18 protein-coding genes are annotated in these 13,018 nt (G+C 61.9%); 10 read left to right on the forward strand and 8 right to left on the reverse strand.

What is annotated here, in order from left to right; all coding sequences use genetic code 11:
• The first annotated feature begins 2 nt into the window (after positions 1–2).
• Positions 3–407, forward strand: a complete 405-nt coding sequence (locus H0O21_RS11865; RefSeq protein WP_185189788.1) for a DUF1499 domain-containing protein — start codon at positions 3–5, stop codon at positions 405–407.
• Here H0O21_RS11865 and H0O21_RS11870 read toward each other — a convergent pair.
• A complete protein-coding gene (locus H0O21_RS11870) occupies positions 389–1,522 on the reverse strand; it encodes an NAD(P)-binding protein (RefSeq protein WP_185189789.1) in 1,134 nt (377 codons plus the stop codon). The two genes, H0O21_RS11865 and H0O21_RS11870, sit on opposite strands and share 19 nt — an antisense overlap.
• 178 nt (positions 1,523–1,700) lie before the next feature.
• Positions 1,701–2,363: an SDR family oxidoreductase gene (locus tag H0O21_RS11875; RefSeq protein WP_185189790.1), complete on the reverse strand. Its 663-nt coding sequence runs from the start codon at positions 2,361–2,363 to the stop codon at positions 1,701–1,703.
• Between the two features lie 70 nt (positions 2,364–2,433).
• Between H0O21_RS11875 and H0O21_RS11880 the strand changes: the two genes are divergently transcribed.
• Positions 2,434–2,676, forward strand: coding sequence for a TIGR02450 family Trp-rich protein (locus tag H0O21_RS11880; protein ID WP_255441022.1), 243 nt, complete (start codon positions 2,434–2,436; stop codon positions 2,674–2,676).
• Here the strand turns inward: H0O21_RS11880 and H0O21_RS11885 are convergent.
• Complete coding sequence (locus tag H0O21_RS11885; RefSeq protein ID WP_185189791.1) at positions 2,665–3,330, reverse strand: class I SAM-dependent methyltransferase; 666 nt, start codon at positions 3,328–3,330, stop codon at positions 2,665–2,667. The genes H0O21_RS11880 and H0O21_RS11885 overlap by 12 nt on opposite strands.
• A gap of 216 nt (positions 3,331–3,546) precedes the next feature.
• Between H0O21_RS11885 and H0O21_RS11890 the strand changes: the two genes are divergently transcribed.
• Complete coding sequence (locus H0O21_RS11890; protein WP_255441204.1) at positions 3,547–4,236, forward strand: SIMPL domain-containing protein; 690 nt, start codon at positions 3,547–3,549, stop codon at positions 4,234–4,236.
• Here H0O21_RS11890 and H0O21_RS11895 read toward each other — a convergent pair whose 3' ends face one another.
• Positions 4,237–4,377 (reverse strand): hypothetical protein, encoded by a 141-nt coding sequence (locus H0O21_RS11895; protein WP_370523051.1) that lies wholly within the window; start codon positions 4,375–4,377, stop codon positions 4,237–4,239.
• Positions 4,378–4,556: 179 nt separating this feature from the next.
• Entirely contained in the window at positions 4,557–4,793 is a 237-nt protein-coding gene (locus tag H0O21_RS11900) for a hypothetical protein (protein ID WP_185189793.1), read from the reverse strand.
• Positions 4,794–5,061: 268 nt separating this feature from the next.
• On the opposite strand from H0O21_RS11900, the gene nth reads away from it, so the two are divergent.
• From nth to H0O21_RS11925, 5 genes are all read left to right on the forward strand, one after another.
• A complete protein-coding gene (nth, locus tag H0O21_RS11905) occupies positions 5,062–5,715 on the forward strand; it encodes an endonuclease III (RefSeq protein WP_131455555.1) in 654 nt (217 codons plus the stop codon).
• A gap of 70 nt (positions 5,716–5,785) precedes the next feature.
• The gene (locus tag H0O21_RS11910) at positions 5,786–6,022 is read left to right on the forward strand and encodes a chlorophyll a/b-binding protein (RefSeq protein WP_185189794.1); all 237 of its coding nucleotides are present in this window, start codon (positions 5,786–5,788) and stop codon (positions 6,020–6,022) included.
• A gap of 73 nt (positions 6,023–6,095) precedes the next feature.
• Positions 6,096–6,365: a hypothetical protein gene (locus tag H0O21_RS11915; protein ID WP_185191026.1), complete on the forward strand. Its 270-nt coding sequence runs from the start codon at positions 6,096–6,098 to the stop codon at positions 6,363–6,365.
• Positions 6,366–6,544: 179 nt separating this feature from the next.
• Complete coding sequence (locus tag H0O21_RS11920) at positions 6,545–7,027, forward strand: hypothetical protein (protein ID WP_185189795.1); 483 nt, start codon at positions 6,545–6,547, stop codon at positions 7,025–7,027.
• Positions 7,024–7,854 carry a PfkB family carbohydrate kinase gene (locus H0O21_RS11925; RefSeq protein ID WP_185189796.1) on the forward strand — a complete coding sequence of 277 codons (831 nt, stop codon included), beginning with the start codon at positions 7,024–7,026 and terminating at the stop codon, positions 7,852–7,854. The genes H0O21_RS11920 and H0O21_RS11925 overlap by 4 nt, the downstream gene beginning before the upstream one ends.
• On the opposite strand, the gene H0O21_RS11930 is transcribed toward H0O21_RS11925, so the two are convergent.
• The 3 genes from H0O21_RS11930 to H0O21_RS11940 form a co-directional block, all read right to left on the reverse strand.
• Positions 7,845–8,198: an HIT family protein gene (locus tag H0O21_RS11930; protein ID WP_370523052.1), complete on the reverse strand. Its 354-nt coding sequence runs from the start codon at positions 8,196–8,198 to the stop codon at positions 7,845–7,847. The genes H0O21_RS11925 and H0O21_RS11930 overlap by 10 nt on opposite strands.
• 367 nt (positions 8,199–8,565) lie before the next feature.
• Complete coding sequence (gene psbA, locus H0O21_RS11935) at positions 8,566–9,642, reverse strand: photosystem II q(b) protein (protein ID WP_185189798.1); 1,077 nt, start codon at positions 9,640–9,642, stop codon at positions 8,566–8,568.
• A 207-nt stretch (positions 9,643–9,849) separates the two neighbouring features.
• Positions 9,850–11,211: a YcjF family protein gene (locus H0O21_RS11940; RefSeq protein WP_185189799.1), complete on the reverse strand. Its 1,362-nt coding sequence runs from the start codon at positions 11,209–11,211 to the stop codon at positions 9,850–9,852.
• Positions 11,212–11,360: 149 nt separating this feature from the next.
• Between H0O21_RS11940 and H0O21_RS11945 the strand changes: the two genes are divergently transcribed.
• Together H0O21_RS11945 and H0O21_RS11950 are read left to right on the forward strand one after the other, a co-directional pair.
• Positions 11,361–12,266, forward strand: a complete 906-nt coding sequence (locus H0O21_RS11945) for a cation diffusion facilitator family transporter (RefSeq protein ID WP_185189800.1) — start codon at positions 11,361–11,363, stop codon at positions 12,264–12,266.
• 88 nt (positions 12,267–12,354) lie between these two features.
• Positions 12,355–13,017 carry a hypothetical protein gene (locus tag H0O21_RS11950; protein ID WP_255441023.1) on the forward strand — a complete coding sequence of 221 codons (663 nt, stop codon included), beginning with the start codon at positions 12,355–12,357 and terminating at the stop codon, positions 13,015–13,017.
• Position 13,018: the final 1 nt, after the last annotated feature.

Raw genomic sequence — 13,018 nt, forward strand, 5'->3', positions numbered from 1 at the left:
CCATGGACTCTCTGCTCCGTCTCACCCTGCCGATGATCCTGGGGCTCCTGCACCTGATCGGGCCGGTTCCCGCCGACCTTGGTGTTCACCAGAGGCAACTCAGTCCTTGCACCTCGAGCGCCCACTGCGCCCGCCAGGTCTGGAGCGTGAGCGATCCGCAGCAGGCGCTCAACAGCCTGGCTGCCCAGCTCAGCGAGGCCCCACGAACAGTGGTTGAGGAGCGCAGCAACGACTATCTGCATGCCACTTGCAGCAGTCGACTGTTCGGCTTTGTCGACGATCTCGAGCTTTATGCAGACCAAGACAACCAGCAGCTGCAAGCCCGATCCGTCTCGAGACTCGGGGATTCCGATCTAGGCGTGAACGCTCGGCGCCTGGAGGACCTCCATCAGCAACTGAGCAGTTGATCGGACAGGTCAAGGGCACTTTGAAGCGCCCCCTCGGCGAGCCCGTACCCAGAGCCAGCAATCCAATCGCCACAGAAACCCACCTGGCTTTGGGGACACCACTGCAGGGACTGGGGCAGTCTCCGACCAGTCGGCCGAGCCGCCCCCCAACGCATGACCCCCAATGATCGGGCCTGGGGCAACAAGCGCTCGAGTTCAGGCCAGGGAGCCAGGAGTTCCGGGAGCTGAGCGCGAAGCCGAGTCTCCTGTGCTGCGATCAAGGTGGGTTGACTTTCAGGGGTGATCGCCTGCCCATCATCGAGACCATGCACCACCAAACCGAGCCGTCCATCCCCTTGCCGTTGCAAGACCAGACGTTCGACACCGAAGCGTTCCCGTGCTGAGGCCGTCAGCCAAATCTGCCGAGGCAACGACGCATCACTGCCAGGAAGCTCCAGCATGAGATTCCAACGCACCGACGCGTCTAAATCAGCGATGGTTGCCAGGGCCTGATCCAGCTGTGGATCCGCTCCAACCGGCACCGCTGCACGAAGCGGCACCTCAGTCCAACCCAGCATGGCCAGGGAACGGGGATGGGCCAGGAGGGTCCCGGTCAGGACAAGTGAGCGAGCCTGCCAGGTGTCATCGAGCAGCCAGGCCTCGGGGCGACGCCGCAAGCGCTGGATCCGGGTGCCGTAGTGGGCCTGGGTGCCGGCTCCGCCAGCGCTGAGCAGCGCTTCCGCCACCGTCGCCATCGTCGGCTGACCACGCCAACGATGGCCAACCAGCTGTGGATCATCGGGTAGAGCCGTGACTCCTCCATCGGGATCCAAGCCAACAACCGGTTCCCGATCGGGCACCAGAACCCCTTGGATTTGCAGCGACTCCAGCAGTTTGGCCAGAGGCCCTGTGGGCTCGCCCGTCATGGTGAGAGTGGGAGCCCCATGGTCCAGCCGCCAACAGGGATCCTCACGGCGCCGCCTGGTCGCGGCTCGACCTCCCGGCCCGCGGCCTGCCTCCAGGACGAGGATCGTGCCCTGATAACCGCCAGCCCGCAGGCCTGCCACCAGGGCTGCGCCGGACAAACCAGCACCAATAACGGCCAGGTCTACGGGCCGCTGCTTGGACAGATCCATGCTTAAAGGACCTCCTCCATGCTGTGGACGACCGCTTGAACCATCACCGGGATCGTTGTTAGCGCATAAAAAAGACGGGTGGCGGCCCGTCTCCCATCTCCCGACGTGACGTCTCGAAGGTTGTCCCTCCCGACAGAGCTGTTATCGCGCAACCCGACCAGGGTGGCTGTAGGAACAATCACTTAATCAGTTGTTCAAGGGGTTGGGGCGATTGATCCTGGCGGCTGGTGACTTCGAGAATCCTGCCAATGGATGCCGGCGTTGCCAGGGCCTCCACGCAAGCCTGGGCCACCAGTCGCCGAGGGATGGAATCGCGCAGTTGTTGATCAGGGCCGGTCCAGACAATCCCTTCAGACTCCAGCTGCTCTTCCCGCTCAGAGAGACCGCCAGGGCGAATGACGGTCCAGTCCAGACCACTGGTTTCCAAGGCCCGTTCTCCGATCCGTTTCCACACCAAAATCAGACCAAAGAGATTGAGTGGGTGCCGCCAGCGTCCGGCGCAGAGTGAGCTGACGAGCAGAATCCGGCGAACCCCCAGACGCCGGCAGCTCTCCACCTGCCGCTGCACACCCCAGGCATCCACCCGCATCGGCGCGGTCAGGTCGATCGACGGTCGAGCCCCGGTGGCGATGACCAGAGCATCCACCCCCTCGAGGGCCTGATCCAGGGCAGCCTGATCAGAAAGCTCCAGTCGTCGCTGATCGCAATGGTTGAGGCTCTCAGGGCAGATGGAGCTAGGTCTCAGCAGCAAACGCGGCGTCTCGCCTGCCTTGAAAAGTTCTTCGGCAATCCGGTAGCCGGTCTTGCCGGAAGCACCGCTGATCGCAATCGTGCGCGCCATTGGGCGACCTCACGGAGTGGTGCGGGCAGCGTAACGATGGTGCTGCAAAGACGGCGTTTGATCACCGACGATGGGGGGGACCTGGTGGCCTCCAATGCCGGCACGCCTCTCTCAGGCCTGGACAAGCAGCTCCGCCCGCGAGGGCTATCGCCACTTCCGACTGATCCTCCAGGGGGGTCGCGGAAACGAGCGCTGGGTTGAACTCGAGCCCCTACTGCAGCGGGGGCTGCGCCTTCGCGTCACCTGCCAGGAACTCAAAGACTCCAGCCAATGGCTGAGCGGCTGGCAACCGCTACCCCCGTCAGACGACTGACGAAGGCACAGGACGCGTGGCGATCACGGCGAAGAAAGGGTCCCCCGGCGCACCGAGCCAACCAGACACCCCCGTCGCCCGGGTGGATTCAGCAATCAGCTCGGGGCGAGGCCAGCCCTGGGCAAGCAACAGCTCGGCCACGTAGGCCAGGTGCTCGCGATCATCACTGTCGGTCCAGACCTGGGGCGCCTTGCTGAAAAACATCCGGTTGCTGAAGGCAACGATCAGCTGCCCATTAGGCCTGGTGATCCGTAGCAGTTCGGCCGCCACCGCTTCCGGTTGCTGCAGGTACTGCCACCCCGCCACGATCAGCGTGCAGTCCACGCTGGCATCGGCCAGGGGCAAACGCTGATCCTGATTGAGGTTCTGCACCCAGTGGCGATCAAGGCGGTCATTGGCCCTCAGTTCCTCGGCATTGAGCCCATGGCCAATCACTTGCTCGTACGTCACTTCATCAGGGAGATGGCTAACCCAGCTGCTCATCAGATCGAGCACCACCGCGCAGCTTGGGATGCGCTGCCTGTAGAGCGCGGTCAATCGTTGACGGAAGGCACCATCAAGGTGATGCACAAAGCGCGGCTCTGCATAGAAGAGCGCGTCATCGGCACCATCGAGCTTGGTGCGCTGAGCTTGAGTCAGCACCTGCACCACCATGGATTCCGCTTCAGCGCAACCCACAGACGCTAGGCAGCCTCCTGGGCCAGCTGGGCGGCGTCATCACTGGTCACAGGTCGAGACGGTTTCAGTCATGACTTCACTCTGATGATTTTTAGGGTGAATCCAGAACAAGTCACTGCTTTGACGGATCCTGCAACGACCCACCATCGCGTCCTCGACTTACTCCGTCGCACCCCTCCACTCGTGCTCCCCATGCTCGTGCTGAGTGCGGGGCTTGTGGTCGCCGGCGCCGTGGCCGTGAAAGGGATTCGGACCGCATCCGACACGATCACGGTGACCGGTGCCAGCACAGAGCGAATCCGCAGCGATTACGTGGATTGGACCGTGACCGTGAGCGGGAGTGGTCCCAGCCAACAGAGCGCTTACCAGAGCCTCCAACCGCAGCTGCAGCGCACGCTGGCCTATCTGGAGGAGCAGGGAATACCGGCCAAAGCGATCGGTCGGGGCGTCATCCAGTCCTCCAGCAATGACATCCGCAACCGCGTGACCGGTGCGCTGATGAGCACCACCTGGACGGCTCGCCAACCGATCCGGATCAGCTCAGCCGACGTAACCCTGATTCGTGATGTCTCGATCCGAATTAGTGATCTGGTGGGCCAGGGGGTCTCGATCACAGTGGAGCCACCGGCCTACACCTACACGAAGCTGGCAGAGAAACGGGTCGACATGCTGGCCAAGGCCACAGCGGATGCTCGCAAGCGAGCGATCGCGATCGCCGACCAGGCGAACTCAGGAATCGGCGCGATCACCAAGGCCGATACAGGCACCTTCCAGATCACAGTGCCGAACTCCACGGAGATGGGCAGCTACGGCTCCTACAACACGAGCACGATCGACAAAGACATCACAGCCGTCATGGGCGTGACCTTCCGAGTGCAGTAGTCAAGGGGCCTCGCTGGGCAGAAAACGTGGGGCCAGTCGAACGGCCAGCACCACCGCAGCGGCTCCGTAACCGGCGAAGGTGGCCGCCTGCCCCAAGGAGGCGGTGGCGTACACCTCACGGGTGAGCAGCAACCAATCCACCAGTGAAGAAGCAGTTCCCCAGATCAAAACCCAGACAGACACGTACACCACTCCTCTCACTGTGCGATTCACTGGGCCCCGGCAACTGCCCGGACGCTAAATCAAGCCTCAGTGACGGCGCAGCCATAGGGACGCTCCTCTCAACCAATCGCCGAGGTCCTCATGCGAACCGTTCGCCCTCAGCCCCCTTCCATCGACTGCTGATGACTGTGTTGCCTGTAGACGTCACTCAGTAAATCCTGGTCAGTGACTGGATCCTGATCCGTCCCATCGGAGATGTGATCAAGCGGCCCCATGGGTTTCGGGTCTGCCTCTTGATCGTTCTCCTGAGCGGTTTCCCCGGCGAGCTCCCGTGCAATGACCCGTTCGTAAGCGCTTTGGGCAACTCCTTCGTCAGACCGGCGGTCCTGGGTCATGGATTCAGGTGGGAGATGACGCGGAGGGACCGTCCTCGAGATCGCAGCGATTAATCGCCTGCGCCTGAGGGTCTACCTGCTGGAGGCGCTGAAGAATATGACGCAGATCGGCACCGGCAAGTTCGCCGTTAACTTCCCATTTCAGGCTGGTTCCCCTGCGGGGATGACCGCTCTGCACCATGACCGTTGTCCAGGTCCGAAAACTCTGATCAATTGAGAGACCGCCCGACCAGACAACGGATCAATTCTTAATAAGCCCTTAAGAGCCGTGAGGAAACAGGAGCGAGCCAAAGCGATTCAGGCGCACTTGGAAGCGCGCTACCCGGAGACGCCGATCCCCCTCGACCATTCCGATCCCTTCACCCTGCTTGTCGCCGTGCTGCTGAGCGCCCAGTGCACTGACCGCAAGGTGAATGAGGTCACACCAACCCTGTTCGCCGCGGGCCCCACTCCGGCCGCGATGGCCGCCCTGGAAGAGGCCGAGATCCTGCGTCACATCCGCCAGCTAGGGCTGGCCAATACCAAGGCCCGCAACGTCAGAAAGCTGGCCCGAATCCTCGTGGACACCCACCAGGGCCAAGTGCCGCAGACCTTCGAAGAGCTGGAGGCCCTCCCAGGCGTTGGCCACAAAACGGCCAGCGTGGTGATGGCGCAGGCCTTCGGAGTCCCCGCCTTCCCTGTGGACACCCACATTCACCGACTCGCCCAGCGCTGGGGGCTCAGCTCAGGCCAAAGCGTCGAGCAAACCGAACGAGACCTCAAGCGCCTGTTCCCGATCGAAGCCTGGAACAAGTTGCATCTACAAATCATTTTTTACGGGCGTGACTACTGCACGGCTCGGGGTTGCGACGGCACGGTTTGCCCGCTGTGCCGAGAGCTGTATCCCAAACGCAACAAGCCTGTGCCTTGGCGGAAGGCCTGAAGGAGAACCACACGAAAATCCCCCTCGTCAAAACCCTGTTACAGTTCTTATCAGTTGATCGGTCATCCCCATGGAGCGCAATCAAGCCAGTGACAAGTGGTTCCAAGATTCAGCAGCTCGCTCCATCCACCAAGAACAGCTCTCCAGGGTTGAGCTTTTCAATGGTCGCGCTGCCATGCTCGGCATTGTCATCGGCATCCTGACCGAAGCACTGACTGGCCAGGGCATTGTTCACCAGATCGGCCTAGGCCCCCTAGTGGACGGCTACGTCGCCTGCAGCGCCCGCTTCCTGCCCTTCTGCTTCTGATCGCAAGCATCCACCCACGTCCACCAACAGGCGTCCATCACAGCGGTAGGGTGATTTGCCGCGAGTGGGCGCCATGGCAAAGAAAAGACGGAAACTCAGCAAGCCGATGGAAGCTGAGATCAGCGCTGCTCAGAAAAAAGTGGAATTGATCTCAGCCAAGATTCGCGATATTCGCGAAGAAGATATTCAGAATGATTATGCAGAAGCCTTTTCGAGGGTACATGCCGCAGTCACCCACTTGGCCAAGCTCTACACCCTCGAGGGGGTGACCGAGGAAAGCGAAGGCACTCTTGCTCTCTATCAAGGATTGATACAAAGCTTCGAAGAAGAATACGAGCTTTGACCCCAAGATTTCAGCGAAGCAATCAATCAATGCTTTGATCGCTGGCTACAGAGACAAGCCTTGAAAATCGTTGTTTTTTAGATAAAACGTGTTGGCATTCTGTCGACCAGTCGATATCAATGTCAGAACTCACACGCCCGAGCAATCAGCAGGATCCCCCTCGTTGGTTCTCCCTTGCCATGGCGTCTCGATGGCCGCTAGCCGTCGTGATTTCTGCTTGGGCCATCGCTGTCGCAACCATTCAGGTGCTCAAGCAACCGCTCCCTGTCGGTCTTCACCGCAATCAGCCCCTACCCGTCAGGCTGGTGGGTGGAATCACCCTGGATCAGGTTCGAGCACCAGTTCGCGTGCAAGGTGAAGAACCGCTGAAAATCGAAGCCTCGGCGACCCTGCCGGTCCGAGCAGACGTGGAAGTACCCGGCGGCGTTGCTGTCAGCAAACCCGTGGCTGTCACGGGTGCTGTGAACGTGAGCGGCAACGTCAACGTTGACGAGGTGACCGCTCCTGTGACCGTGCACGGTCCTGATCAGGGTCCGATTCTGGTTGGGAGCCCGGAGGATCAGCCTCTCAGCGTGGATGGCAACGTGGATGTCAAACAAGTTGGCGGCAAAATCAAGGTTCAGCTGCGCAACGCAGCGCAATCAGTGCTGCCGATCCCGTGATCGCAACGCCACAGAGATTGCCGCCCCTCCAACTGGCCGTGGTTGGCCATCTCGAATGGGTCAACTTCCTAGCTGTGAATGCGCTGCCTCAGGCTGGTGTGATCAGTCGCGCCCATCGCAGCCTCGAGGAACCGGCTGGGGCTGGAGCCGTGGTGGCTGTGCAGCTGGCTCGACTCAGCCGCAGGCCCGTGCTGTTCTTCACGGCCCTTGGCCGCGATGCCCATGGCGAACGCAGTGAAGCTCGCCTGCGAGAGCTTGGGGTGGTGCCGGTGGTGGCCTGGCGCGAGCAACCGACCCGACGGGGGATCAGCCTGGTCGACGGCAGTGGTGATCGGGCGATCACGGTGATTGGCGAGCGACTCACACCGCTCGCCAGCGACCCCCTCGACTGGGAGCGCCTGGAGGACTGCGACGGAGTCTTTGTGTCCGCCAGCGACGCCGCTGGATTGCGCCTGGCTCGTCAGGCCAGAGTTCTAACGGCCACACCCAGGCTGCGACTGCCGCTGCTCCAGGACGCCAGGGTGAAGCTCGATGCCCTGATCGGCAGTGGCCTGGATGCCGATGAACAGATCCCCTTGGACGCGCTTGATCCAGCTCCTGCTCTAACGATTGCCACGGAGGGTGCCGCCGGTGGCACCCTGACCCCTGGGGGGCGCTATTCACCCGAGCCCCTGCCAGGCCCCCTGGTGGAGAGCTATGGCTGCGGCGACAGCTTCGCGGCTGGCATCACCGCCGGACTCGCCGCCGGCTGGACCGTTGATGACGCCGTAACACTCGGGGCCCGTTGTGGCGCAGCCTGCGCCAGCCGATTCGGCCCTTACGGCTGACGACTGATCCAACGCGCAGCACGGGAGCGGGCGCGGCCGATCCAGTCATGCACCATGTCGCGATCCGCCTGGGGGCTGTGCCCCGCCTCCACGGCTCGATAAAGGTCGGCCACCGCCCAGGCGGTGGTCTTCGGATCCTCGCCATGACGAGGGATCAAATGCAAATGCAGGTGGCGAGCCTCCTCTCCGAAGGCAATCGCATAGACGCGATCGCAGCCGCTCAGCTCGCACACCAAACGTGATGCCCGCTGAACCACGCTTCCCCACTCGCGGGCCTCTTCAGGATCGAAATCCACGGGCCCGCCCAAGTGACGGCGAGCATCGAGAAAGCACCAACCAACCATGGGGGCCGGGATTGGATGGTGACGGAGTAACCACCGATCACTTCGCCAGATCTCGTCAGGGTCCAGACGTGCTGGATCGCCATGCAAGGAACAAATTCCGCAGCTCAATTGCCCTTCGGCACAAACAGCTGAGACGCAGCCACAAGAATGCCAGCAATCAGCAGAGCGGGAAGAATGACGGCGGGGCCACCAGGGGCGGTTTGGGATGCAAACAGCACAGGCATGACCGAACTTGATCGACTAAAAATCAACAATGGCAGATTTGGATTCACAGACACAGGGCAGACACTATTTGTCACCACAAAAAGCCCCCTCCGAGGAGGGGGCTTTCCGGTTCAGTTGACCTGAACCTGTTGTTGATTCCAGATCAACCGATGGCGGGAGCTTGCAGAGCCACGGGGGTGGACTCAGCAGCAGCCAGGTCGAGGGGGAAGTTGTGAGCATTGCGCTCGTGCATCACTTCCATGCCGAGGTTGGCGCGGTTCAGCACATCAGCCCAGGTGTTCAACACCCGGCCCTGGGAATCCAGCACCGACTGGTTGAAGTTGAAACCGTTCAGGTTGAAGGCCATGGTGCTGATGCCCATGGAGGTAAACCAGATGCCGACAACAGGCCAGGCAGCCAGGAAGAAGTGGAGGCTGCGGCTGTTGTTGAAGGAGGCGTATTGGAAGATCAGGCGACCGAAGTAACCGTGGGCAGCCACGATGTTGTAGGTCTCTTCCTCTTGGCCGAACTTGTAGCCGTAGTTCTGGGACTCGCTCTCGGTGGTTTCACGCACCAGGGAGGAGGTCACCAGGGAGCCGTGCATGGCGGAGAACAGAGAGCCACCGAACACACCAGCCACACCCAGCATGTGGAAGGGGTGCATCAGGATGTTGTGCTCAGCCTGGAACACCAGCATGAAGTTGAAGGTGCCGGAGATGCCGAGGGGCATGCCGTCAGAGAAGGAACCCTGACCGAAGGGGTAGATCAGGAACACCGCGAAGGCGGCCGAGAGTGGAGCGCTGTAGGCCACACAAATCCAAGGGCGCATGCCGAGGCGGTAGGAAAGCTCCCACTGACGCCCCATATAGGCAGAGATGCCGATCAGGAAGTGGAACACAACCAGCTGGTAAGGACCGCCGTTGTAGAGCCACTCATCGAGGGAGGCAGCTTCCCAGATGGGATAGAAGTGCAGGCCGATGGCATTAGAGGAAGGCACAACAGCACCGGAGATGATGTTGTTGCCATAGATCAGGGAGCCGGCGACGGGCTCACGGATGCCATCAATATCGACCGCAGGAGCGGCGATGAAGGCGATGATGAAGCAGATGGTTGCCGACAGCAGGCAAGGAATCATCAGCACACCGAACCAACCCACATAAATGCGGTTGTTGGTGTCGGTGACCCACTGACAGAAGTTTTCCCAGTTGCTGAGACGACCGCTGCGAATTGCAGTAGCCATGGGACAAAAGATGAGAACGGGTCAGCCCGAGCCACTCCAGCAGCAGAAACGCAGCAGTAGAGACATAGGGCAGGACTTAAGAGTATGGAAAGGTCACCGTTTTTCCCGAAAACCAAACATCTCGAGTCACTCAGACAAGCAACTTCATGAACCACTTCATGAACGCTTCATGAAGTTTTGAGCAAGTGGTGTGTGTGCTGATCGGGCTTAACCCGGGCGCAGGGACGGGCCGCTCTGGGCCCAGTCCCGTGCCTGCTGCAGAAAACCGCTCCAATCGAGACGTTCCCGTTCCGCCGCCTTGGCCACAAGCAGCGGTGCCTGCTGCTTGAGGCGCTCAAGATCTGGCTCCGCAACACCTGCATTCATCGCCATCCAATCGGCCATCGATGCGCCGACCACTCGGGTGAGATAAGCGGCGCTGAGAGCCTGGAGAGCACCAGCCGCCAACCAGCTGCCGCCATCCAATTTCGCCAGCCCCAGCAGGGCTTGACCACTCCACTCGACGACGCCCTGGGCAAGCGCAGCCCCGCCGAGATGTCGAGCCGCCACCTGCAGCACCTCCGCTCGCCATGGGCAGTTCCAGATTTGAGCCATCTCGCGAAGCATCAGCCCATTGCCAACAGCAACGACCACCAGGTCCGTGCTCGGTAGCGGGGAGGCAACCACCGCACCGGCCACCAGCCACTGACTGCGCTGCAACAAAGCTCGGAAGCGCTCCCGCCGTAGTTGCTCCAACTCGCCCTGCCAACTGCGATGCAAGGACGCCAGCAGGCGTTGACGGGTGTTGTCGAGGGATCGCTGGGGCTGACGAAGCAAACGATGAATCGGTTGCAGGAGCGGCCTCAGCCCCTGGCTGGACCCATCCCAGAGGAGGAGGCGATCGTGCCAGCGCTCGGGCAACTGGGCCATGAGGGCACGGCGACCCACATCAACGCCATCGCCTGGTTGCTGGTCCAGGAGTCCCCCCTGGACCAGCAACCAGGCCGGCTGGTCGACAGGAATGTCGTCGAGGCGTAAGAAATCCGATGCCCTCAGGGGCAGAGGCAGCAGAAAAAGCAGTGCGTCCTGTTGCTTCAGCACCTCTGGCAGCCCCCAGGATTCCGCTGCCGTGGATAGCGGCTTGGCCATCGAGAGACTCAGACTGCTGGCACCCAACAACGCTGTCTCGAACCAGGCGGAGGGAGGCAGCTCGACCCCCTCTGAAGCCACGACTGCAAGGGCCAATGGTCCTGAGTGGTTCAGAACGGCCTCCAGCTGCTGCTCCCGCGGCGCACGCAATGCTTCGACACCGAGCTGAGTCTCGAGCTGATCGAACTGGTCAAGCACTTGACGGCATTGACTCACCCAAGCGGGCAGCGTCGTCGGAGCCTTGAAACTCGCTTGAGCCGCAGGGCGACTCAACCACCAAACACCAGCGCCGGCCGCCAGCAAACCGAGGCCGCCTCCCGGAAGATGAAGAACATCGGCACACACCCATTGCCCCAGCAGCAACGTGCCACCGGCCATCAGCAGCCGGCCCGTCAGGGCCGGCGACGGACTCAAAGAACCGAGGAACGGCACCGGAAGCATGCGGGAGTGCCCAGACGTCCCGGCCTTCCTAGCTCACTCCATTGCAGGGCACCAGCGCAGCGCCACAACGGGCAGCGCGGAATCCGACCCCAACCCAAAGACGGAGCCGGAAGGGATCCATACCTTGGGACAAAAGGCAACCCCTAGAGATGGTCACTGATCGTCGCAATGAGGTGAAAAGGGTGCTGATGGTGGCCCTGGTCATCAACCTCAGCATGACCGGCCTGAAACTGGTTCTGGGACTCGTCAGCGGCTCCCTGGCGGTGGTGGCCGATGCCATGCACAGCGCCACCGATGCACTCTCCAGCCTCATGGGGTTGCTGACCAACGGGCTTTCGGATCCCCACCCGGATCGCGACCATCCCTACGGCCACGAGAAATATGAAGCAGTCGGAGCGCTGGCGATCGCTGGGTTCATTTTGTTCACGGCCCTAGAGATCCTCATCACCGCAGGGGAACGACTGCTGCAGGGTCTGACCCCGTTGCGAATCAACGGCCCGGAACTGCTGCTGCTGCTCGTGGTTCTCCTCTGCAATGTGGGACTGGCCATCTACGAGCGCCGTCAGGGGCGTCGACTCCAGAGCCAGCTCCTGCTCGCAGATGCCCGCCACACCATGAGCGATATCTGGACGACGGTGATCGTGCTGGTGGGCCTCAGTGGGGCCTGGTTGCTGGGAATCAGCTCGCTGGATGTGGCTCTCGCCGTGCCCCTGGTGCTCCTGTTGCTCAGGGTCTGCTGGCAGGTGCTGCGCGCCAACCTGCCATGGCTGGTCGATCACATCGCCATCGCGCCGGAGGCGATTCACGAACAGGCGATGGCCGTGCCAGGGGTGCTCAACTGCCATGACATCGCCAGCAGAGGTGTTCTCGGCCAACGCGTCTTTATTGATATGCACATGGTTGTGGATGCTGATGATCTGCCCACCGCCCACCGCATCACCGAACTAGTGGAGGAACGACTCGAGACACGCTTCGGACCTGTGCGTTGCACGATTCATCTAGAGCCGAGGGATTACGCCGAACAGACCATCACCTTCCGCGGGACCCACGGTTGAAGTGGCCGGTCGTCAGGGCGGCGCGCCCGAACACCGACAAGCCCCCTGTCATGCGTCACACTTGCGCCTGATTGCAAGGCCATGGGCCATGACTGATTCCTACGGTGATCCCCAGGCCTTCGGGGGAGCGGGTGAAGCCGGCGGCACGGCTGCTGGACATGAAGCTGCTGGGCATGAGTCCGGCGGTCATGGGGATCCTGGCCAAGAAGGAGGCGCTCGTGGAGGCTTCCGCAGAGGCGCAGGCCGTCCCCAGGGCGGCGGACGTGAAGGTGGCGGATTCCGCATCCGCTTGAGCGACAACGAAATGCGCGCCACCCGTGCTCTTCAGGAGGCCTTCAACCTCCGCTCCACCGTGGCCGTTCTCGGTTTTGCGGTGCGCACCCTTGGCCAGATGCTGGAAGATGGCGAGTTGGATGCCCTCGTGCAGCAACAGCGCTCCCAGGCACCGCGGGGCGGATTCCGTGGGGAAGGTGGCCGCGGTGAAGGTGGGCGAGGAGAGGGTGGTCGCCGTGAAGGTGGTCGCGGAGATGGCCGGCGAGGCGAGGGTCGCAATGAGGGCGGTCGTGGTTCACGGCCCGACCCTTTTGCCCGCCCAGCCAAGCCCCAGCCGCCCGCACCAGAGCCCACACCGGAGCCCGAAGCCCAGCCCGAGCCTGAGCAGGCAGTGGACGCCACTGAAAGTCAGGTCAAGGAGCCAGCAAGCCAGCCAGAGGTTGACACCGATCTGGCCGCCAAGACAGAAGAGGCCTGAT

This window comes from Synechococcus sp. HK01-R, from assembly GCF_014217855.1.
Lineage (GTDB): Bacteria > Cyanobacteriota > Cyanobacteriia > PCC-6307 > Cyanobiaceae > Synechococcus_C.